This is a genomic window from Pandoraea sp. PE-S2T-3, assembly GCF_002179965.1.
Lineage (GTDB): Bacteria > Pseudomonadota > Gammaproteobacteria > Burkholderiales > Burkholderiaceae > Pandoraea.
The window spans coordinates 278,399-299,402 of sequence record NZ_NGUQ01000033.1 but is presented as its reverse complement, the minus strand read 5'-3'; the positions used below and the strand labels follow the sequence as shown (position 1 = coordinate 299,402).

The 21,004-nt window shown below is 59.8% G+C and carries 16 protein-coding genes and 1 tRNA gene; 12 read left to right on the top strand and 5 right to left on the bottom strand.

Annotated features, from left to right (window positions below; translation table 11 throughout):
• The first annotated feature begins 2 nt into the window (after positions 1-2).
• The 4 genes from lolA to CDV46_RS20150 all read left to right on the top strand — a co-directional run bounded on the left by lolA (position 3) and on the right by CDV46_RS20150 (position 3,799).
• Positions 3-653, top strand: coding sequence for an outer membrane lipoprotein chaperone LolA (lolA, locus tag CDV46_RS20165; RefSeq protein ID WP_087724651.1), 651 nt, complete (start codon positions 3-5; stop codon positions 651-653).
• A 92-nt stretch (positions 654-745) separates the two neighbouring features.
• The gene (locus CDV46_RS20160) at positions 746-2,188 is read left to right on the top strand and encodes a replication-associated recombination protein A (RefSeq protein WP_087688613.1); all 1,443 of its coding nucleotides are present in this window, start codon (positions 746-748) and stop codon (positions 2,186-2,188) included.
• A 113-nt stretch (positions 2,189-2,301) separates the two neighbouring features.
• Complete coding sequence (gene serS, locus CDV46_RS20155; protein ID WP_087688612.1) at positions 2,302-3,606, top strand: serine--tRNA ligase; 1,305 nt, start codon at positions 2,302-2,304, stop codon at positions 3,604-3,606.
• A gap of 102 nt (positions 3,607-3,708) precedes the next feature.
• Positions 3,709-3,799 (top strand) — tRNA-Ser (locus tag CDV46_RS20150).
• Between the two features lie 116 nt (positions 3,800-3,915).
• On the opposite strand, the gene CDV46_RS20145 is transcribed toward CDV46_RS20150, so the two are convergent.
• The gene (locus CDV46_RS20145; protein WP_087724551.1) at positions 3,916-4,227 is read right to left on the bottom strand and encodes a helix-turn-helix domain-containing protein; all 312 of its coding nucleotides are present in this window, start codon (positions 4,225-4,227) and stop codon (positions 3,916-3,918) included.
• A 122-nt stretch (positions 4,228-4,349) separates the two neighbouring features.
• Between CDV46_RS20145 and CDV46_RS20140 the strand changes: the two genes are divergently transcribed.
• The 5 genes from CDV46_RS20140 (at position 4,350) to CDV46_RS27670 (ending at position 7,127) form a co-directional block, all read left to right on the top strand.
• Positions 4,350-4,742 carry a hypothetical protein gene (locus tag CDV46_RS20140; protein ID WP_087724549.1) on the top strand — a complete coding sequence of 131 codons (393 nt, stop codon included), beginning with the start codon at positions 4,350-4,352 and terminating at the stop codon, positions 4,740-4,742.
• A gap of 35 nt (positions 4,743-4,777) precedes the next feature.
• Complete coding sequence (locus CDV46_RS20135) at positions 4,778-5,416, top strand: lysozyme inhibitor LprI family protein (RefSeq protein ID WP_176399135.1); 639 nt, start codon at positions 4,778-4,780, stop codon at positions 5,414-5,416.
• Between the two features lie 54 nt (positions 5,417-5,470).
• On the top strand, positions 5,471-5,917 hold the full coding sequence (locus CDV46_RS20130; protein ID WP_087724545.1) for a hypothetical protein: 447 nt from the start codon (positions 5,471-5,473) through the stop codon (positions 5,915-5,917).
• A gap of 72 nt (positions 5,918-5,989) precedes the next feature.
• Positions 5,990-6,541 (top strand): HD domain-containing protein, encoded by a 552-nt coding sequence (locus CDV46_RS20125; protein WP_087724649.1) that lies wholly within the window; start codon positions 5,990-5,992, stop codon positions 6,539-6,541.
• A 31-nt stretch (positions 6,542-6,572) separates the two neighbouring features.
• Positions 6,573-7,127 carry a TolC family protein gene (locus CDV46_RS27670; RefSeq protein ID WP_087724543.1) on the top strand — a complete coding sequence of 185 codons (555 nt, stop codon included), beginning with the start codon at positions 6,573-6,575 and terminating at the stop codon, positions 7,125-7,127.
• Between the two features lie 333 nt (positions 7,128-7,460).
• Here the strand turns inward: CDV46_RS27670 and CDV46_RS20115 are convergent, their stop codons facing one another.
• Complete coding sequence (locus CDV46_RS20115; protein ID WP_254916140.1) at positions 7,461-15,278, bottom strand: GH36-type glycosyl hydrolase domain-containing protein; 7,818 nt, start codon at positions 15,276-15,278, stop codon at positions 7,461-7,463.
• 882 nt (positions 15,279-16,160) lie between these two features.
• The gene (locus tag CDV46_RS20110; RefSeq protein ID WP_140413435.1) at positions 16,161-16,493 is read right to left on the bottom strand and encodes a hypothetical protein; all 333 of its coding nucleotides are present in this window, start codon (positions 16,491-16,493) and stop codon (positions 16,161-16,163) included.
• Between the two features lie 223 nt (positions 16,494-16,716).
• On the opposite strand from CDV46_RS20110, the gene CDV46_RS20105 reads away from it, so the two are divergent.
• From CDV46_RS20105 to CDV46_RS20095, 3 genes are all read left to right on the top strand, one after another.
• Complete coding sequence (locus CDV46_RS20105) at positions 16,717-17,526, top strand: PRC-barrel domain-containing protein (protein ID WP_217896759.1); 810 nt, start codon at positions 16,717-16,719, stop codon at positions 17,524-17,526.
• Between the two features lie 240 nt (positions 17,527-17,766).
• Complete coding sequence (locus tag CDV46_RS20100; protein ID WP_087724538.1) at positions 17,767-17,943, top strand: CsbD family protein; 177 nt, start codon at positions 17,767-17,769, stop codon at positions 17,941-17,943.
• 91 nt (positions 17,944-18,034) lie between these two features.
• On the top strand, positions 18,035-18,904 hold the full coding sequence (locus CDV46_RS20095; RefSeq protein ID WP_087724536.1) for a slipin family protein: 870 nt from the start codon (positions 18,035-18,037) through the stop codon (positions 18,902-18,904).
• A gap of 44 nt (positions 18,905-18,948) precedes the next feature.
• Here the strand turns inward: CDV46_RS20095 and CDV46_RS20090 are convergent, their stop codons facing one another.
• Entirely contained in the window at positions 18,949-20,208 is a 1,260-nt protein-coding gene (locus tag CDV46_RS20090; RefSeq protein ID WP_254916139.1) for an AI-2E family transporter, read from the bottom strand.
• Between the two features lie 217 nt (positions 20,209-20,425).
• Positions 20,426-20,887 (bottom strand): BON domain-containing protein, encoded by a 462-nt coding sequence (locus CDV46_RS20085; RefSeq protein ID WP_176399132.1) that lies wholly within the window; start codon positions 20,885-20,887, stop codon positions 20,426-20,428.
• Positions 20,888-21,004 lie beyond the last annotated feature (117 nt).

Sequence of the window (21,004 nt, the reverse complement as noted above, 5' to 3'; positions counted from 1 at the left end):
ACATGCTGGGATTCAAGCGCAGTTTGCCGCTCATGGCGGGTGTGGTGGGCGTAACGCTGGCGGCGCTGGTCGCACCGGCTTACGCCAGCGGCACGGCGCAACTCAAGGCCTTCGCGGCGCAGGTGAAGTCCGCGCGTGGCGAATTCGAGCAAAAGCAGGTCAAGCAGGGGAAGGACGGCAACGTGGCGGTGTCGAATATGGCATCGGGCACCTTCGAATTCTCCCGGCCGGGCCGCTTTATCTGGCGCTACGTCAAACCGTACGATCAACTGCTGCAAGCCGACGGCGAGACGCTCTATATCTATGACAAAGACCTGAATCAGGTCACCGAGCGCAAGCTGGGCGCGTCGCTGGGTGCGAGTCCGGCGGCGATTCTCTTCGGCAGCAACGATGTCGAAAAGAACTTCACCCTCAAGGACGCCGGCGTGAAGAACGGCATCGATTGGGTCGAACTCCAGCCGAAATCGCAGGACACGCAGTTCCAGCGCGTGGGCATCGGCTTTCGCGATGGCAACTTGGCCGCGATGGAGCTCTACGATGCATTCGGCAACGTGACGTTGCTGACGTTTGCGAATATGCAGAAGAATCCGCCGATGTCGCTGGACAACTTCAAGTTCACCGTGCCCAAGGGGGCCGACGTGATCAAGGGATGAGCGAACGGCCCCGATGCCGGTGGACTGGCATAATGGGCGTATCCGAAATCTGATCTGCGGCCGGGGATTCCCCGGCCGCACTGCTTCTTACCATGCCAGACGCACCTCTTTCTGCCTCGGTGCCACTTGCCGAGCGCTTGCGCCCCCATACCATTGACGACGTGATCGGCCAGCGCCATCTGCTCGGCAAGGGGAAACCTTTGCGCGTGGCATTTGAAGCGGGGCGTCCGCATTCGATGATCCTGTGGGGCCCGCCCGGTGTGGGGAAGACCACCCTCGCGCGCCTCATGGCCGACGCGTTCAAGGCCTATTTCATTTCGCTCTCGGCCGTGCTTTCCGGTGTGAAGGATATACGCGACGCGGTGGAAGCGGCGCAAATCCAGCGTGGGCAGGGGCGCCAGACGGTGGTGTTCGTCGACGAGGTGCATCGCTTCAACAAGGCGCAGCAGGATGCTTTCCTGCCGCACGTGGAATCGGGGCTTTTCATCTTCGTGGGTGCTACCACCGAGAACCCGTCGTTCGAAGTGAATGGCGCATTGCTCTCGCGTGCGGCCGTGTACGTGCTCAAGAGTCTGAACGACGACGAACTGGGCGAAATGGTCACGCGCGCGGCGCATGAGCTCGGCGACATCACGTTCACCGACGAGGCGCGTCAGGGGCTGATCGATTCGGCCGACGGCGATGGGCGCAAGCTGTTCAACAACGTGGAAATCGTCGCGCAGGCAGCGACGTCGCAGGGCCTCGACACCATCGACGACGCCTTGCTCGCGAGCGTGCTGGCAGAAAACTTGCGCCGCTTCGACAAGGGTGGCGATGCGTTCTACGACCAGATCAGCGCGCTGCACAAGTCGGTGCGCGGCAGCTCGCCCGATGGTGCGCTGTACTGGTTCTGCCGCATGCTCGATGGCGGCGCCGATCCGCGTTACATGGCGCGACGCATTGTGCGCATGGCGTGGGAAGACATCGGACTGGCCGATCCGCGTGCGGCACGCATCGCACTGGATGCGGCCGAAACCTACGAGCGTCTGGGCACACCCGAAGGTGAACTTGCGCTGGCGCAGGCAGTGCTTTATCTGGCTGCCGCACCCAAATCGAACGCGGGCTACAACGCTTACAACCAAGCGCGTGCGTTCGTCAGCAAAGACAAGTCGCGCGGGGTGCCGGTGCATTTGCGTAATGCGCCGACCAAGCTGATGAAGGAACTGGGTTACGGTCACGAGTACCGTTACGCGCATGACGAGCCGGATGGCTATGCCGCTGGCGAGACGTACTTCCCCGACGATCTGCGGGCGCAGCAGTGGTATCGTCCGGTGCCGCGCGGGCTCGAAGGCAAGATTGGCGAGAAACTGAACTGGCTCAAATCGCTCGATGCCGATTGGCGTCGTGCGAATGCCAAGGGGCGCAAAGCGGGTAATGGCACCGATGCGGCACCGCAGACCAAGGCGTCTGGCGGCACGTCTTCCGCGTCCGCACCGCCGTCTTCTGCGCCGGTTTCCGAAAAATCGCAACCGGCCGATACCAGCGACGACGAGTGAGTTTGGTAAAATCACCCGCTTGATGCCGTTTTTGGCGCGATGAGCGCGCCATTTGCGGCCAGAACGAATTTTATGACTCACTGAAGTGAGTCGCTAACGACAGACTTCCCACCATGCTCGACATTCAACTTCTTCGCAAGGATCTCGACGGCGTTGCGGCGCGGCTCAAGGCGCGCGGTTACACGCTGGACGTGGCGACGTTCGCTGCGCTCGAGGCAGAGCGCAAGCAGATCCAGACGCAAACCGAGGAACTGCAAGCCCGCCGCAATGCGCTCTCGAAGCAGGTCGGCATGAAGAAGGGCAAGGGCGAAGATGCCTCGGCCGAAATCGCCGAAGTTGGCGGTATTGCCGACACGCTCAAGGCATCGTCGGTGCGTCTGGAAGAAATCCAAACGCGTATGTCGGACGTGCTGCTCGGCGTGCCGAACCTGCCGCACGAAAGCGTGCCGGTGGGCAACGACGAAACGCAGAACGTGGAAGTGCGCCGCTGGGGCACGCCGCGCGAGTTCGACTTCACGCCGCGCGATCACGTCGATCTGGGCGCCAAGCTGGGACTCGACTTCGACGCGGCAGCCAAGCTGGCGGGCGCGCGCTTCTCGGTGATGAAGGGCGGCATTGCCCGTCTGCATCGTGCACTGGCGCAGTTCATGCTGGACACGCACACGGGCGAGCACGGTTATACGGAAACGTATGTGCCGTACATCGTGAATGCGGCGTCGATGCGCGGCACGGGCCAACTGCCGAAGTTCGAAGACGACTTGTTCAAGGTGCCGCGCAAGGTGGGCGGTGACGATGGCGAGCGTATCGAGAACTTCTACCTGATCCCGACGGCGGAAGTGTCGCTCACGAATCTGGTGCGTGACGAGTTGCTGACGAACGACGCGTTGCCGATGCGCATGGTGGCGCATACGCCGTGCTTCCGCTCGGAGGCGGGCAGCTATGGCAAGGACACGCGCGGCATGATTCGCCAGCATCAGTTCGACAAGGTCGAGTTGGTGCACGTGGTGCGCCCGGAAGAGTCGTACGACACGCTGGAGATGCTGGTCGGTCACGCCGAAGCGATTCTGAAGAAGCTTGAGCTGCCGTTCCGCACGATCGTGTTGTGCACGGGCGATATGGGTTTTGGTGCAGCCAAGACGTACGACATGGAGGTGTGGATTCCGGCGCAGGGCACGTACCGCGAAATCTCGTCGTGCTCGAACATGGAAAGCTTCCAGGCGCGTCGCATGCAGGCGCGCTTCCGCAATGCGCAGGGCAAGCCGGAACTGGTGCACACGCTGAACGGGTCGGGTCTGGCCGTGGGCCGTGCGTTGGTGGCGGTGATCGAGAACTATCAGAACGCCGATGGTTCGATCACGGTGCCGGACGCGCTGCGTCCGTACATGGGCGGCATTGAACGCCTTGAGCCCGCCGCGTAAAAATTTTCAAAAAAGGGCTTGGCAGCCGAAAAAATTCGGCTATAATCTCTTTCTCGCTGCTTGAGGCCACTCAGGCAGCGACTCAAAGCAGAAAGTGTGCTTGGAGAGGTGGCAGAGTGGTCGAATGCGCCAGACTCGAAATCTGGTGTACGGTTATACCGTACCGTGGGTTCGAATCCCACCCTCTCCGCCAAGTAAACAATTAAGCCCTTGAATTTCAAGGGCTTTTTTGTTTTCTGAGCCAATGACTTACAAAGTGACTATCAAAGCATTGGCTGCTTCATGCTCTTGAATTCGAGTGCTGCACTGTCAGTTTTTCTCCCTGATCATTTCCAGTGCGTGGGACAAAAGACGCGCTTTGTCGTCGCCATCTAGGCGATGATACGCGACCAGCAGCTTGGCCTCTGAGTCATCTGGGGCAAAGAAGTAAGTCGTCGGGAGATTGAGGATGCCGGCGATACGCTCGACGATCGAGTAGTCGGGTGCGTGCTTGCCTCGCTCGTATTGATTCATGCGAGCGCTTGCGGACATCTCATCTACGCCTGCAAGGACTCCGAGCTTCTCCTGCGTCAAACCCGCAGCCTTCCTTGCTTCCTTTAGCCGTTTCGCGAATACCGACATGTTCTTCCCCGAAAGGAAAACATGCTGGACGTTGGCGATATTTGCTACACTAAGAATTCCTTAGTTTTCGGGTGGCAAGATCAAGAGTGAATTCGACGCACCCGGATCGATATCGAGACTAGATGATGAGAATTGAAAAGCGCGATTTGTGTGTGGCGCTCGTCGGGGTAATTTCCCACTTCACTTTTGTGTCCACTGCCTATGCCCAGTCCATTCCTCCGGCCTGCCAGCAATACGTCACGGCGATCAATGTGTGTGGAGCGGATTTGGTCAAGCTCATCGAGTTGCGCAAGCCTGCCGACCTTGAAAACACCAAGCGAAACGTCGACACGCGCGGATTGGTGGCGGATATTCGGGCGCACATCAAGAGCGATGGCTATGACCAAGTGGCTCAGGCCTGTGCAACGACCGCACGCGATGAACTGCAAAAGGGGATTATCAACGTCACGACGATGCTCACGTTCGGTGGTGGCATGACTTCGCGATGCCAGCAAGCTGCGGGAGCAATCCGATGAATCGGGGGATTAGCAGTTCGAGGCGTGCACGAAGCGTGCTGGTGGTCACGTCCATCGTGATCGGATCTGCTTTCGCCGGATGGGCGCGGGCCGAGACGTTGCAGCCCTCGTTCGACTGCCGCAAAGCGACGAGTTCGGTTGAGCGTTCGATCTGCATTAGCCCTGAGCTTTCGGCGCTGGATAGTCAACTTGCACAGGTGTTCGCTGCGGCGTCGGCACGGACGGCGGACAAGGTGGGGCTTCGAAAAGACCAGAACAAGTGGCGGACGACTATTCGCGACAAGTGTCGTAGCAGCGAGTGCATTGCGGACGCCTACGGCGCTAGAACGCGCGCACTTAGCGTGACCGCAGAAAACGGCCGAGTGCTTGTTCTTCCGGGCACTGGATCAGCCCCGCTGCCACCGAAGACGTCCGTAATTGCAGGGGGGATCCTTTATGGAACCCTCGTTTTTGACCACGACGCCGCCGGCGGCTTTACCGCACTTCAGGTAGGTGATCGCCAGTACAAGCTTCGTTACGTCGGGAGTGTGCCGGAGAGTCTCGCTGAGCAAATCAACCGGCTTGAAGACGCCTCTCAAACGGTCAGCATTCTCGGCGATCTTATCGTTTGGCCTGACGGCACGAAGGCATTCGATGATCGTTCGAGGGCAATCGTGCTCATTCCTAAGAAGTAAGCCGCTGCGGCATTCCTTGCCGATCGAAGTCGGACACATAAGTGGGAAAGAAGCATGAATGTTCTGATGAAAAAAGATGAAACCGTCGTCTCAGTGAAGATCGGCGTAGCTTGGTCGTTTTGGTTCGGCCTTGCGTTTCCAATCGTAGCGATTGTTGCGTATGCAAGGCGCCGTCTGTACATCCCGGCGTTGATCGTAATCGGCTACATCGTCGCGCAAACGTTGCTTCGGGCAGGCAACTCGACATGGATTGGGCTTATCGACGTGATACCCGAGGAGCTCGCATATGCGAACAGGGACTTCTACATGGTGTCGCTGTTGCTGTGGTGCGCGTACGGGCTCTACGTGGGACGTTACGCGCTATGGGGCAACAAGATCACTGCACGAACGCTCGCTCGACGCGGCTACGTTTGCCCGATGGCCGATCATGCTGAGCTCGCCCGGGCTGCTTGGTCGATAGTTGGTAGCCCGAGCACCGATGTGGGCACTCAGAAAATATGATTCAGGTATCGTTGAAATCTCGATAGCCGTGCACAGGGTTTGAGTCCGAGGCATTCAATGAAGGGGAAGCTTATGGGTAATTATGCAGATTTACTCTGCGCGATCCACTTCGCGGCAGAGCGGCACAAAAAACAGCGTCGGAAGGATGTTGATGCTTCTCCCTATGTCAACCACCCCATCGCGGTAGCGCATCTACTAGCAACCACAGGGAATGTCCGTGACTTGGTGGTGCTGCAAGCCGCGATTCTTCACGACACAATTGAAGACACTCTCACCACAAGCGAAGAATTGCGAATTCTGTTTGGGGCTGAAGTCGCAGCGATTGTTGTGGAGGTTTCGGACGATAAATCGCTCCCGAAGCAAGTGCGCAAGCAACTGCAGATAGAGTCGGCGCCTAAAAAATCAGATAACGCGGCGCTCATAAAAATTGCAGACGCAACATGCAATCTTCGGGATCTTGTTAGTTCGCCACCGCCCAAATGGTCGTTGGCGCGAACGCGGGAGTATTTCGATTGGGCCGCGCAGGTCGTGACCGCTCTCCCGCGAGTGAACGACGCCATGTTGTCGAATTTTAGGATTACCCACGAGGTGGGAATTGGTTTGTATTCTCATGGATCCATGTGAACCGCCCGGAAAGCGTTCGTGACGTAGCGGTGTGGCTACTCAGCATGAGTCAGTGTGCCCGCTACCCGTCGCCAGAATCAACTGGGCGGCGTCAGTCCCGAGGCATTTGAAAGTGCCTCGGCGTGAGGCTGGAAAGTGTCTTAATTCCGGCAGCAGTCGACCCGAATTTCCTTCGCCCGGACACGAGTGTTATGTCGAAGTACAAGTAAGCATTCAAATTTTTGAGGGATTTGGACGTAACCACAAAATTCGCGAAGCAAAAGCTCGGCTAGAGCAGGAAGAGGGAGTGCTGGACGACGGCTTCCAACACGTTCAGTTGGAGGTATGGAACAGCTACCAAGTTGTACGGACCGCGGGAGGACGAGTGAGAGATAGCTCCCGTTTAATTGAGATAGCCCGCCAGTCTTTCGACGCTGCCCGCCATCGTTACAACCATGGCGTAGGGAGCATGGTCGAACTATTGAACGCTAAAACCGAATTGGCGAACTCCCAAACTCAGCATATTCAAGCCGTCGCGGATTGGCAGGCGGCTTGGCTTCGGGTGTCAGGTAGTCTTGGGACCTTGACGCTCAGTGAGTTCGACTAGCACAAAAGAATTAATTCACTGTTCGGGATGGATTAGACCGCTACGGACCCAAAAAACTTCGCGCTGGATGAAACCCGAGTCGGATCGGAGATGCAAGTCGACGATAGCGAACTCACGGGCGATGGGCACTTAATGCCTAGGGGTGTTTTGATTGGAATCTAAGCGTTTAGTCACTACGGGAAATAGAAAATTTTCCGAAGGAGACAAAATGCCACGCATCGGCGTGGGGCACGCAGTAACGCGTGAGTCCGCGTACGGAAGGATGTGTTCGTGCCCCCTAGGCCTATCAAACATTTCATGGCCTAGCGGCGAACTACCCCTTCGCGCCGCCAATCACGCCAAACGGTACGGGACGTGTTCAGATGACGGTACAAGACTGACCTGTACATGGTGGGTGTGTCCGTCGTCGACCAGCGGTATGTCCGGATCGTTGCCCTCAAGGATGTGTCCATCGACGCTCACCGATACGCAGCCTTCGTCCTGGCCATGCACATTCGCAACCGAGATGATATACAGAGACTCGCCATATAGATAATTCAAGCGAAACCCACGCCATTCCCCCGGAATACACGGTGCCACGCGAAGCGCATTACCTCGCTTCTGCAGCCCTAGAACGGACTCTATGGCACCTCGATAGAGCCATCCCGCAGCGCCTGTGTACCAGGTCCAACCGCCGCGCCGCACGTGTGGTGGGGCGGCGTAAATATCGCCGGCCATGACATACGGCTCTACCTTGTAAGCATGCACACCTGCACGCGTGTCTGCGTGATTGATGGGGTTGAGCATCTTGAGCATGTCGCCAGCGCGGTTGCCGTCACCCATTTGCGCGAACGCGATCATGCACCAAGTGGCTGCATGCGTGTATTGCCCGCCATTTTCTCGGACGCCCGGCAAGTAGCCTTTGATGTACCCCGGATCCCGCTCCATCTTATCGAACGGTGGCGCAAGCAATAGGATGAGGTCGTCACCCGGCCTGACCAGATAATGCTCGACGGATTCCATCGCTCGACGTTGCCGTTCAGGATCACCCGCGCCCGATATCACGCTCCAGCTTTGCGCGATGGAGTCGATGCGACACTCCGCATCGCCCGCGCCCCCGAGCGACGTTCCGTCGTCGTAGTAGGCGCGCAAGTACCACGCACCGTCCCAAGCGCCATTGTTCAGTGCAGCCTGCAATCGTTCGGCATGCGCTCGCCATCTCGTTGCGGCTTCGACCTCTGCGCGTGCGTCCGCCAAGTGGGCGAAGGGCATAGCCGTGGCATGCCAGAACCAGCCCAGCCAGATGCTTTCGCCTTTGCCTTCCACCCCGACCCGATTCAGGCCGTCGTTCCAGTCGCCTCCGCCGATCAACGGCAGTCCATGGACACCCGTGGCGAGGCTGCAATCGATGGCGCGTTGGCAGTGTTCGAACAGCGTGCCTGTTTGCGCTGATACCGTCGGCACATAGTACGCATTCTCTTCGTTGTCAGCGACGGTGCGCCCTTCCAGATAGGGCACGCGTTCATCGAGAATCTGTGTGTCGCCGGTCACCCTTACATAATGGGTGACCGTGTAGGGCAGCCAGAGCCGGTCGTCGGAGATATGCGTGCGCACCCCTCGCCCTGAGGGCGGATGCCACCAATGCTGGACATCCCCTTCGACAAACTGTCGGGCGGCCGCCTTGAGAATATGCTCCCGCGCAAGATCGGGGCGTGAGTGGCAAAGCGCCATGCAATCCTGCAACTGATCCCTAAATCCGAATGCACCGCTGGCCTGATAGAACGCCGAGCGCGCCCACATGCGGCACGACACCACTTGGTATAGCAGCCAGCCGTTGAGCATAAGATCGGTCGCCCTATCCGGGGTCTCGACCTGAAGCTGCGTGAGAATGGCATGCCATTCTGATTTGACCGTCGACAAGACCTTTGAGGGCGGCGTCACGCGGTACCGCTGAATGTATTGCCTCGCGGCGTCGCGGTCGTTTGCCTGCCCCAGAACGAAGGTGAGCTCGATTCTCTCGCCGGCACCCAATGTGATCTGGGTGAGTAATGCGCCGCATGGGTCCATGCCTGCGCCAGTGGTGTCGCTAAGCATGGCGTCGGGCATCATCCCGGCCGGGTGGGCGAGGTCGCCGTTGCGGCCGATGAATTCCGTGCGGTCACCGGTCCAGCCAGTCTGGTCGCCACACCAGTCGATAAAGGTGACTCGTTCACCAAACTCGGCGTTCCACGGATTAGTAGCAAACATGGCGCCCGTGAGGGGATCGATCTCGGAGACGACGAACGGCGCATTGCGCGCGCGCTCATTCCCAAGCACCCATTCGACGTAGGCCGCAACGGAGAGCTTGCGCGGCCGTTTCGTCCGGTTTTCAATAGTCAACGTGGACAGCTTGACAGGATCGTGCCAACTCGCGAACTGCACGAGTTCGGTCTTGAGGCCGTGCACGGCATGTTCGAAACGGCTGTAGCCAAACCCGTGAGCGGCGATGTATCGCGTATTCTCCAGCCGGATAGGCGACGCGGTCGGGCTCCACAGATACCCTGTGTCGTCGTCGCGCAGAAAGAACGCTTCACCGCAAGGATCGACGACCGGGTCGTTCGACCACGGGGTCAATTGATTCTCCTGACTGTTGGACGCCCAGGTATAGCCGCCCCCCGACTCCGAAACCTGGAAACCAAAGCCCGGATTAGCAATGATGTTCACCCACGGCGCGGGTGTTCGCTGGCCGGGCCCGAGCGCCGTTACGTACTCGCGCCCCTGGTCGGCAAACCCTCCCAGTCCGTTGAAATACTCCAACGTCGGGGTGGGCAAGGGCGTGTCGGGGTATTCATCGCCGCGCGTGTCGTAAATCCGGGTGATGCTGGTTGGCTTGCGGATATCGCTGCGCCCCATCCGGACCACTTGCTCTTCCAGGCTGCCTTGCTTCGCGCCCGCAAGTACCACGCGCGCAGCACTCAACAACAATGTCATTTCAGAAGCGTCGAGGCCATCGGCACGAATGACGGAAATACCACCATGTCCGGCGCCATGCGCAGGCGTGACTTGCGTGCCGCTGACCATTGTCTGCAGTGAAACTTGCAGGTCCTGGACATACGACACCTTGCGCTCATTAAGAATGACGAGGTCGACCGGGACCCCTTTGTCTTGCCAGTATTCATGGGCGCGAAGCAACTGCCTGACAATGTCGCGATCGTCCGGATCGTCTACGCGGACCAGGACGATGGGCAGATCGCCGGAAATGCCGAAACGCCACAACGATGTCGCACTGAGTACGTTGCGCTTGAGTACCTCGACCGCCGCGCGCATGGCAGGGTCGACATAGAGCACCCGGTTGGCGATGAACTGGAACAGCTGCGCGTCATCGGCCGTAATGCCCAGGTAGTGCAGATTGACCTGTCCCCGTGTCCAGGCCAATGTCGAAATGCGCTGGAAGCATGCCGGGTCGCGATACTTGTCCGTGAGATCGAGCAATGACTCACGGTTGGGGGCCACCATCGTGGAAAACACGAGATGCTCGGTCGCGCCGGGGGCAACGATGACGCGCGTGCGCAGGCTGAAGATCGGGTCCAACACCGGGCCCACCGTATTCGACAGTGGACGGCCATCCATGACCGCCACAGGATCGCGGATCGTCCGTCCCCGTGTGATGAAACGTGCGCGATCGGTCTCATAGCCCACATTGCCGCCATGCGTCGTGCTGGCAAGCACGTGAGCCGCCCAGAGAGGAGTATCGCCGCCCCCGCGAGGACGGCGCATGGCGAGCAGACCTTGCACTTCCGGCAAGTATTCCGTTTGGACGAACAGGTTCGAAAACGCGGGATGCGCCGTGTCGCTTCCCATCGGCGCGAGCACGATTTCGGCGTAGGAGGTGACTTCTATTTCACGCGTTTGCTGGCCCGCATTGGTGATGGACAGCCGGCGAACCTCCGCATTGTCTTCGGGGGATACGAGAATTTCGAGGGTCGTGACTAACGATCCCTCATGTCGCACGATGCTGGCGCGATCTTCCGAGAACGCAACATCATAGTTGTCAGGCTCGGTACCTACAGGCTGGAACGCCGCAGACCAGACGGCGTCGTTGGCCATGTCCCGCAGAAACAGATAGCTGCCCCAGGGGTCGCATGTGAGGTCTTCGCGCCAGCGGGTCACGGCCGCCTTGCCGCATAGGCTGTATCCGGAACCGGCGGCGCTCACCATGACCGAATACTCGCCGTTGGACAGTAAGTGCGTGGCGGGTGGCGTCTGACTGGCGGAATAGAAACGGCGCATGACCGGCAAGATGGCGTCGACGCCCAACGGCGTGTCAGCAATGTCAGGCGCGAGATCGACCGCGCAGATCTCACGCGGATTGGCCTCATGCAACAGCAGATCGGCCGCTCGTACCACCGCCTGACGATGGAAACGTTGCCGCATCACGTCACCAAACAACACGTTTGACAACGCAACGAGCGACATGCCCTGATGGTGGGCCATATAGGTGCGAACAGGCACAGCGCTACAATTCTTCGGCAAACGCGAGGGGGTGTAGTCGACGGCATCGTAGTAGCCGAAGATACCGCGAGCGCCAACGGCGTCGAGCCGCTTCAGATTGGCGATGGCGTGCGGCACGTCGTACATGGCGGCAAGCACCGTGGCGTAAGGCGCGACGACTAGAGACCGGGCGAGCCCCCGCTTTAATGCCAACTCGGGCACACCGAAATCGGCATATTGGTAGGTCAGCGCGCGGTCTCGTATATGGCAGGCCGACTCGGAGATACCCCACGGCACATTGCGTTCCTTGCCATAGGCGATCTGACTCGACACGGCCAGCGCACACGTTGAGTCCAGCAGGCTTTGATGGGGATAGTCCATCACCAGCGAGGGCATCAGGTATTCGAACATCGAGCCAGACCACGACATCAGCACTGCGGCCTTGCCGTAGGGCATCATGATGCGTCCGAGCCGGAACCAGTGCGTGGCCGGCACGTCGCCCTTGGCAATGGCGATGAAGCTCGTCAATCGCGCCTCGGACGCGAGCAGATCGTAGTACGAGTTGTCGAGCTCAGAATTCCCCATTCTGTAGCCAATGGAAAACAGCCGCCGCTCGGGCGCGAATAGGAAGCGGAAGTCCATCTCGTCGAAGAGCCTGCGGGCCAAGACCGCGACGGCTTCAAACCGTTTTGCGATGGCGGCGTCCGGGATCTCCGCGCCGGGCAACGGTGACGGTGTGTCGTCCTGAGGCGATTCGCCACTCGGAGAAACGTTCGGTGCGAGATCGCGCAGGTGGCTCTTGACGTCGTCACGAATCGCACCGACCCAGTAGAGCACTTCGCTATGCGCTGCGTCGCCTCGTTCATTGACGAATGTCTGAGCGAGATCGACCAGCGTGCTCACCAGCCGGTCGATCGCGTACCAGCGTTGGCGCCAGTTCTCCGACGCGCCGGCGAAGGCGTCGATAGGGACGGAGGGCGCCGGTTTGAGAAGCACGCGCTCCAGCGCGTTGAGCGCTTGGTACAGATGGTCGCGATTCACCGTGAGCGTTCGGCGGTCGTCGCTCTCGTGGGCGATGGCGTCGCGCAGGAGGGCGAGCGTGTCCAGCACGCCGTCGAGTTGTGACCGGGCGAATAACGGCTGGACGGGCATCTCCTCGCAAGCGCTCGCGACCACGAGCAGATGCCCGGCCAGATTGCCGCTGTCGACGCTTGACACATATTGCGGTATCAGCGGCGTCAGATCACGGGTGTCATACCAGTTGAAAAAATGCCCCTGATGCCGGGCAAGCATCGACATCGTGCCAAGGGTGCGCTCCAGACGTTCCACCGTCTCCGTCACACCAATCCAGCCGAAGTCTCGCGCGGACAGTACCGACAACAGGTAGAGGCCGAAGTTGGTGGGCGAGCTTCGGTGAGCCACTATCGGGCGCGGGTCTTCCTGAAAGTTGTCGGGGGGAAGGTGATGATTCTCCTCGTCGACGAAGGTGGCGAAAAACCGCCAGATCCGGCGGCCGGCCACTCGCAAGGCGAGGTTATCGCCAATGGGGACAAGGGAAGGACGTGCAGGGCTGGGTTGACGGCTGATCCATTGAGCGACGAACGGAGAGAGCCCCCACGCGATCAGAAACGGGGCCGCCCAAGGCAGGCTGGCAGGTCTGAGCCATTCCACGAGGGCGGTGCACAGCGCGGTGAGGGTGACGGCACCGCGAAGCGACCAGAGAAAATTGCCCAGAGATCGTCCGGCGTGCAGTTTGACTTGTGCCGCGGTGACCCATTCGAGTAATCGGCGTCGCGAGACCGTCAGCCGGAATAGCGTGCGTGCGACAGCGTCCGCCGCCAGCCACGCGTGGTTGGCCAACATCGACGCCACGACGAAAGTGCGCTCGACACCGCTGCGAACGTCTCGGCCAACCGCGCGCCAGTGGCTGGGCATCGAAATGCCAGTCTGTGACGGGATCAGGCCCGCCGCAATCATGAAGATCGCGGGGGCGGAGATGGCGAGCAACACGAGCGCCGACCAGACCTCAACGGGGGCCCGCGCGATCACCCATGCGCACACTAGCGTCGCCAGTGCGCCTGGCGCCGTGAGGGAGCGACGCAGATTGTCGAGCATCTTCCATCGGGCCGCGGCCGGGATCGCCCCACCGCGCTTTCCGATAATCCACGGCAAGAGCTGCCAGTCGCCGCGGATCCAGCGGTGGAGTCTAGTGGCTGCCACCTGCGCATGTGAGGGGAAGTCCTCGAACAATTCGATGTCGGTGACCAAGCCGCAACGCGCGAAATTGCCTTCGAAAAGGTCGTGGCTGAGAATCGTATTCTCGGGAATTCGGCCCGCGAGCGACGATTCGAAGGCGTCGACGTCGTACAGACCTTTCCCGATGTAACTGCCCTCGCCAAGGAGATCCTGATAGACGTCCGACACGGCCCCCGCATAGGGATCGATGCCAAATGTTCCGGAGAACAGACGCGCGTAGACAGTGCCTTCGCTCATGCTGGGCAACGTCGGCGTGATGCGCGGTTGCAGGATGCCGTAGCCGGCGACCACGCGCCGCGAGGTCGGATCGAGGTAAGGCCGGTTCAGCGGGTGCGCTGCGGTGCCGACGAGTTGCGGCACGGCATCGATGGGCAAGCGCGTATCGCTGTCGAGCGTGATGACGTATCGAACACCGGGAGGAATGCTCGGCGCCCGCCCGTCAATGTTCATGAACGAAGTATCCGTCGCGCCTCGCAGCAGCCGGTTGAATTCGTGGAGTTTTCCCCGCTTGCGCTCCCAGGCCAGCCATTTGCCCTGCGTGTCGTTCCAAAGCCGCCTGCGGTGAAACAGAAAGAATCGTGGCGTATCGGGAAAACCGGTCGCGTAGCGGGCGTTCAGTGCCGCGATACGCGCGCTGGCGGCGTCCAACAGCGGCATATCGCTGTCGATGTGCTCGGTATCCGCATCTCGCCAATCGGAGAGCAAGGCAAACCGGACATCGCCCTTGGGGTTGGCGAGATAGTGCACTTCCAACTGGGAGGCCTGTGCGGCGATGTCCGCCTCGTTCGTCAGCATCATCGGTACTACGACGAATGTTCTGAGGTCCGGCGAAATGCCGTCGGCCAGCTCGAGGCGAGGCAAATGGCGAGGGGGAATCCATCGGGTGAGGCCGCGATCGATGAGCAGTACGGCGAGTTCCGACGCCGGAAAGAGTCCGCATATCGCCAGCAGCACGAGTCCGGCGGCGCTTACCCCGGCGGCAACGCTGAGCAAAAGGGGGAGGGCCACGGTCAGACAGCTGAACAGACAAACGCTCACGATGTAGGCCACTGCGCAATGCGTCGCGCCATGCAGTTGCCAGCGGCTGGTGAGCGGTGCGCGATAGGCGATTTCACTCTCAAAGTCGCGTCGGCCAGCCGACAGAAGGTAGTAGCCCGGGTCCATGCGTCGGGGCATGTCTTCGACGCCTACCGAATCTCCCATGCCGGCCGCCGCAGCGGCGGTCTTGAGGTTCAGGGCTTGTGTCACCGCAAGCTCGGACAAGCGAGACCTTGTCGCCAATTTCTCGATCTCGTGCCGGTACGCGTCGCGCGTGGCAAAGTCCATGTCCGCATAACCCGGGTTGTGGCGCAGATGGGCGTCGACCAGGCTGACTTCTTCGAATAGCGGCTGCCAGGCGAATGCCCGCATGTCGCGCAAACTGGTGATGACGTTGCGCACGGTCATGTTCGCTGCGGCCTGACTGGCGTGTTCGGCCTGTACGACATCGTCAGCCGATTGTCCTTGTTGCGCCAGTTGGTCACTCAGCCATTGCAGTGACCTGTCCTGATAGCGCAGGCGCTGAATCAACTGGACCGTGAACGCCGGCTCGAACGGTGCGACAACGCCTGCGCGCGCCTTCGGGGCGTCGCTGTGGGTGGGCGAGGCAGATGCGTTGCGCGATAGCAAATCGTCTGCGTACCGATCGGCGGCTTGCCGGCTGACCTGCGCCTGTGTGACGTGCGCACACAGGCGCCGGAGATTCTCGATCATCACGGCACGCAGCGTCAGCGGCATGGCCCAGAGTTCGGCCATGGTCAGCGGCTCGACCTTCTGATACGCCAGCAGGAAGCAACTGAGCAGCGAGGGATCGAAACGGCTGTCGGTGTGGGCCACGAAGGCCCAGAGCACGCCATAAATACGAGGGTAGCCGCGCAGCGGGCCATCGAGCAGACGCGGCAATGACCGGAACGACTGGGTGTTCAGGCCGTGCCGGACTTCTCTGAACTGGTCGGAGACGGTACGGAAGTTATCCAGCAGCCACTCCGCAGCCGGGGTGATCGAACGACGCTGCAAGGTCGCTTGCGCCGTAGCGTCATAGCATTTGCGGAGTACGCGCTCGTTATCGGCGGCGCGCGAGGTCAGTGACCGGGTGCGCGGAGGATGAACGGCAATTTGCTGGGCGTGCGCCAGACTGAGCGCATGCTGCTCCAGCCGGTCGCGGCTGAACAACTCTGCCCGAATCGGTGCTTCCGGAGGGCCGAAGTCGCTCGTCCCCCGGCTGGCGCTAACAAAGGCATCCATTTCTGGCAGCTTCCACATGCCGATGTCTCCGTTGTTCCACGGCGATCAGGAGAAAACGGGATGCTTGTCATCCAGACCGATGACTTCGTCGTAAATGTGGTCTCGCGTGCGTCCGTCGAAGTGCTGCCAGACTCGGGAGAGCCAGTATTTCACCTTGCGCTGGGCAATGTCGCGCGCACTGACTGGCACAGCTGGGAACTGGATGTTCTCACCGACCAATTTGCCTTCCAGGTACTCATGCGCGTTGGCCCGGACGTACGCTTTGGCCTTCATCAGGTCCGTGGCACTGGAGGAAAACGATAGATCCAGACATGTCAAGGTCCAGACAGCGTCGTGACGTTGCCCGTAGACGTGAAGCAGAATGCGTTCCTTTCTCATGATCGACTCCTCTTCGCACGTGCGCGGCATGTGCATCGAGTCATCGTCGCGGCTTTTGCCGGGGGAGTCGGTCCGATACCGAACGGACTTGCCTGAAACGTTCGAGTAGCGTGGGGTTGAATTTGGCGTCTGAGGGTCACCCGCGCGCAATGTTTGCGTGCGAGCGGCGCTCAGGCGGCGTCAATGACAACGCACTCACGGGAGGTTTGCGATGTTACGTACCTTGGACGAACTGGAGGGCTGCACGATTCGCGCGACGGACGGCGACGTCGGCCGGGTGAAAGATCTGTACTTCGACGACAAATCGTGGGTCGTCAGGTATCTCGTCGTGGAAACCGGGACGTGGCTTGCGAACCGGCAGGTATTGATTTCGCCGATTTCGATCGGCCAGAGCGACTGGCTCGACGACATCATCCCGGTCATGATCACAAAGGATCAGGTCAAGCACAGCCCAAATATCGACACGCATAAGCCGGTGTCGCGCCAGCACGAAACCGATTATCTGGCGTATTACGGCTATCCCGACTACTGGGGCGGGGCCGATGCATGGGGTGAAGGGGCATTTCCGAGCGGCCTTGCCAGCGGCAGTCGGTCCGAGCAGGACGCTTTTCGTGTGGCGCGTGAGTCTAAGCACTCCCATGACGAAATGGTGAACCGACCGAAGCAGGACCCTCGCCTACGCAGTTCGGATGCCGTGGCCAGCTATCACGTTCATGCTCGGAACGGTGACATTGGACACGTAGAAGGCTTGCTCGTGGACGTCCACACTTGGGCGGTGCGCTACATCGTGGTCAACACCAGCAATTGGTGGATGGGCAATCAAGTCGCTCTCCCGGCAAGAGTGATCGAGAGTGTGAACTGGCTGGATGCGACGGTCACGCTGTCCCTGACGCGCGAGGCCGTGAAGGCGGCGCCGCGCTACGATGCCAAGGCGAGACTCGATCGGCGGCAGGAAATCAGCATCTACAAGCACTATGGCCATCCGGGCTACTGGGAAGACATATCGACCCGCGAGCGCGACGGCAGTGAGTGAGCCATTGGGCCGGGATCTCACATCTTGGTCATCTCCGTACGCCACCGGACCGAAACCCACGACCCACGACGTTAGATTGACCGCGACCGTTCTGCTCGTCATGGGGCGTTTATGAAGCGGTCAAAACAGCGCGTGCTCGACGCCGTCTCAGGCGCTTGAGCCACAGCATCGCGCCGTTGCGTGATATCCAAGGCCCTGTCATCAGGGCACTCCATTTTTCAGAGAACGAGAGCGCTAATCATGAACAAAGATCAAGTCAAAGGTAAGGTCAAGGAAGTCGAAGGAAAAACCAAAGAGGTTGCAGGCAAGGTAACCGGCAACAAAGAGATGGAAGCAGGCGGGGCGATCAAAAAGAACGCCGGGAAGGAGCAGGCGCAAGTCGGCGATGATCGCCAGGTTGCGAAGAAGCATAAATGATTGACGTAGGACGTGGCCCGCCTGGTCAGGCGGACCCGGTGGCTCTAACGTGCTGTTAGTGCGCGTGTGCGAATGCCAAGGAGTGCAAGCCATGAATTCCATCACTTCATTTCTAGTATTGGTGCTGCTTCTCGCAGGGGCAGGCTCTGGCATGTATATCAGCCCCTATCTGGCGCCGTGCTTCGTGCTTGCCGCCGTGTTGCTGGCTTCGACGCTGAAGATGGCTAACGCGTGGCAAAAGTTCGTGATTCTGCGCGCCGGGAAATTGCAAAGCGTGAAAGGCCCGGGGTTGTTCATGATCCTGCCTGTCATCGACAGCGTTACGGCGGTGATCGACGAGCGTATTCAAACCACTGCATTCAATGCCGAGCAGGCGCTGACGAAGGACACCGTGCCCGTCAATGTCGACGCGATCATCTTCTGGCATGTCAACGATGCTGAGAAGGCCGCGTTGGCGATCACCGACTACCGGCAAGCGATCGACAGGGTGTCTCAGACGTCATTGCGCGAGATGATCGGCGCGTCGATGTTGTCGTCGCTGCTATCCGATCGGAAGGCATCGGACGAGCAACTGCGTTTCGAAATTGGCGCGAAGACCGCCGCCTGGGGGATCGCGGTGATGTCGGTGGAGGTTCGCGACGTCGCCATTCCGGTGGCGTTGCAAGATGCCATGTCGAGACAGGCACAAGCCGAACGCGAAAAGCAGGCTCGCATGATTCTCGGATCGGCCGAAGCCCTCGTCGCAGCGAAGTTCGTAGAGGCTGCGGCCATTTACGAAGGCCATCCGCAGGCCTTGCAACTGCGCGCCATGAATATCATCTACGAGACAACCAAGGAGCGCGGTGCCACGATACTGATGCCGTCCACGATGGTCGACAGCATGAATCCCGTTGCATTGTCGTCTGCGTTAGCCAGCACCGATCTTGCCGGCGCGCTACCGGGACTGAAGACTGCTGCGTAATCACTGTCTTGGCGCCTTTCCGACTGCTGGGAGTCGTCGATATATTATTCGCCCAGTAGTTCGGCCAGCGGCTGAAAATGGTCCACATGTTGCGACACCACCTTCACGATTACGATGATCGGGATGCTCAGCAGCATGCCCGCAATCCCCCAGAGCCACCCCCAGAACAGCAGCGACACGAAGATGGCTGCCGGATTCATTCGGGAAATTTTTCCAGTGATCCACGTGGACACAACAGTGCCTACGAAAGCCGCAATGGCGAGCGATGCTCCTGACGCAAGAAGGGCCATCGAGAACGAATGAAACTGCATGTAAGCTGCCATGCCAGTCCCCGCAGCGGTTACCCCTGGCCCAAAGTAGGGGACAACGTGCAACAATCCCGCCGCAAGTGCCCATGCACCCGCGTTATCCAGTCCGATCAGGCGAAACGCAACCCACGTCAGTCCACCGACCAACAGATTGGTGACAAGCAGCATCAGCATGTATTTCTGGATGGAATCGTTGATGTCGTCGAGGATGCGCAGTGTGATTTTCTTTTTGGATAGCGACGGTCCCGCGAGTCGCACCAGCTTTCGCTTGAACGTGTCTCCACTGACCAGCAGAATGAACGCGAGCAGGATGACCATCAAGGCTTGGGCCATTAATCCCAGGGCGCCCATCGAGCCGACCCACAAGACGGCGCTGAGCTTGAACGTAGGCTGATCCACCACGATGTGCGTGACAGGTTGCTTCGGAGGTGGAGACAGATCCGAGGCTTGGTTGGCCGCTTTTTCTATGGCGCCCGCTGCCGCTTTCATCTTCTGTATATTGCCAAAAGTGCCACTATGCACGCTGGCGAGCACGGTCGAAAATGTGCGCGTGGCAGCCGGTAATTGTTCGACCACTCTATCGATCTCATCGCGCAACGGGTAGCTCCCGGACACACACATGCCAACGCCCGCGAGCATGACGAGGATCGCGCCGATCGAACGTCTGATCCTGATTCGCGCTAACCATACGACAAGGGGGTTCAGGGTGTAAGCGAGGAGAATCGCGAGCAGCACCGGCACGACAAATCGCTGTGCCCATTCGAGAGCGAATAGGACGGCGAGCGTAGTCAGAATACCCAGTGCCAGGCCGCGCGCGTTCATATGCATGCGCGGCGGCGGTGGCACAGAAGAGGGCGTGGAAAAATTGGTGGTTTCGGGGCTGTGCGCCGGGACCGTCAACGCGGTGTCCGGTCGCTGGGCGATATTGTCGCCAGGTGTTCGCTGACGCCCTAGAAGACGGGCTGCGCCCCGGCTGATCCATACGAATGACCACACTGCGGGCCTCCTGATTCGTAAGGTGGTGCTGATGAATTCACGGGGCAATCGGTCGAAGGGCGGGGACACGAGGCTCCCTTGAAAGCGACATCGTACGATTACGAAAGAATCAGAATGAAGACCATTGCGCCAAGCAGGAGAACTGCGTAACTCATCGCGATCACCTCACTTTCATCGGGACATATCGCGCGATTGCGATGGCGCCGTTGTGTTTGAGTTATCGCGCACCGACGGTCAACCTCGCGCTATCTACGCGCTTGACGCCCTGAACATGACCTGCAATGCGTTTCGCATCGTTGACGGCATCACGACTGTCGAGCATCCCGCTCAGCGAAACTACGCCGTGGGTGGTCTTGACTGAGACGCTCGTGCCATCGCCGATGCTGTTTGCCAGGAGCTCGGACTTCACTTTGGTGGTAATCCAACTGTCCGACATGACACGCTCGGAGTGATGTACGTCGGCCTTGGCGTCAGACGTCATGCTGCTGTCAGCCGCCTTGGCGGGCACGAGCGCGAGGCCAAATGCTATCGCCAAACCGCCCACCAGCGCGCCTCGCCATGCGGGGTGATGCACGCGAACCATGGCCAGCAGATGTTGCCTGGGCTTGGGTGCTGCCGGTAACGCATCGATGGCGAGCTTTCCGGCAACGTTGGGAACAACGGGAATTAGGGCAGTCATGGTGATCTCCGTATGACCACGGTGGCCTGGACCGGACGCCGACATGACGTACGCGAGGCAAACCGGACACGACCGCTCTCACACTCAGGATCGTGCTCAGCTGCATGGCTGAGAAAT

Bases quoted from the DNA above. Each gene is read 5' to 3' on its own strand.
- CDV46_RS20145 (WP_087724551.1), bottom strand. From the start codon at position 4,227: ATGTCGGTATTCGCGAAACGGCTAAAGGAAGCAAGGAAGGCTGCGGGT.
- CDV46_RS20130 (WP_087724545.1), top strand. From the start codon at position 5,471: ATGAATGTTCTGATGAAAAAAGATGAAACCGTCGTCTCAGTGAAGATC.
- lolA (WP_087724651.1), top strand. From the start codon at position 3: ATGCTGGGATTCAAGCGCAGTTTGCCGCTCATGGCGGGTGTGGTGGGC.
- CDV46_RS20110 (WP_140413435.1), bottom strand. From the start codon at position 16,493: ATGAGAAAGGAACGCATTCTGCTTCACGTCTACGGGCAACGTCACGAC.
- CDV46_RS20085 (WP_176399132.1), bottom strand. From the start codon at position 20,887: ATGACTGCCCTAATTCCCGTTGTTCCCAACGTTGCCGGAAAGCTCGCC.
- CDV46_RS20160 (WP_087688613.1), top strand. From the start codon at position 746: ATGCCAGACGCACCTCTTTCTGCCTCGGTGCCACTTGCCGAGCGCTTG.
- CDV46_RS20125 (WP_087724649.1), top strand. From the start codon at position 5,990: ATGGGTAATTATGCAGATTTACTCTGCGCGATCCACTTCGCGGCAGAG.
- CDV46_RS20095 (WP_087724536.1), top strand. From the start codon at position 18,035: ATGAATTCCATCACTTCATTTCTAGTATTGGTGCTGCTTCTCGCAGGG.
- CDV46_RS20115 (WP_254916140.1), bottom strand. From the start codon at position 15,278: ATGACCGTGCGCAACGTCATCACCAGTTTGCGCGACATGCGGGCATTC.
- serS (WP_087688612.1), top strand. From the start codon at position 2,302: ATGCTCGACATTCAACTTCTTCGCAAGGATCTCGACGGCGTTGCGGCG.
- CDV46_RS20140 (WP_087724549.1), top strand. From the start codon at position 4,350: ATGATGAGAATTGAAAAGCGCGATTTGTGTGTGGCGCTCGTCGGGGTA.
- CDV46_RS20100 (WP_087724538.1), top strand. From the start codon at position 17,767: ATGAACAAAGATCAAGTCAAAGGTAAGGTCAAGGAAGTCGAAGGAAAA.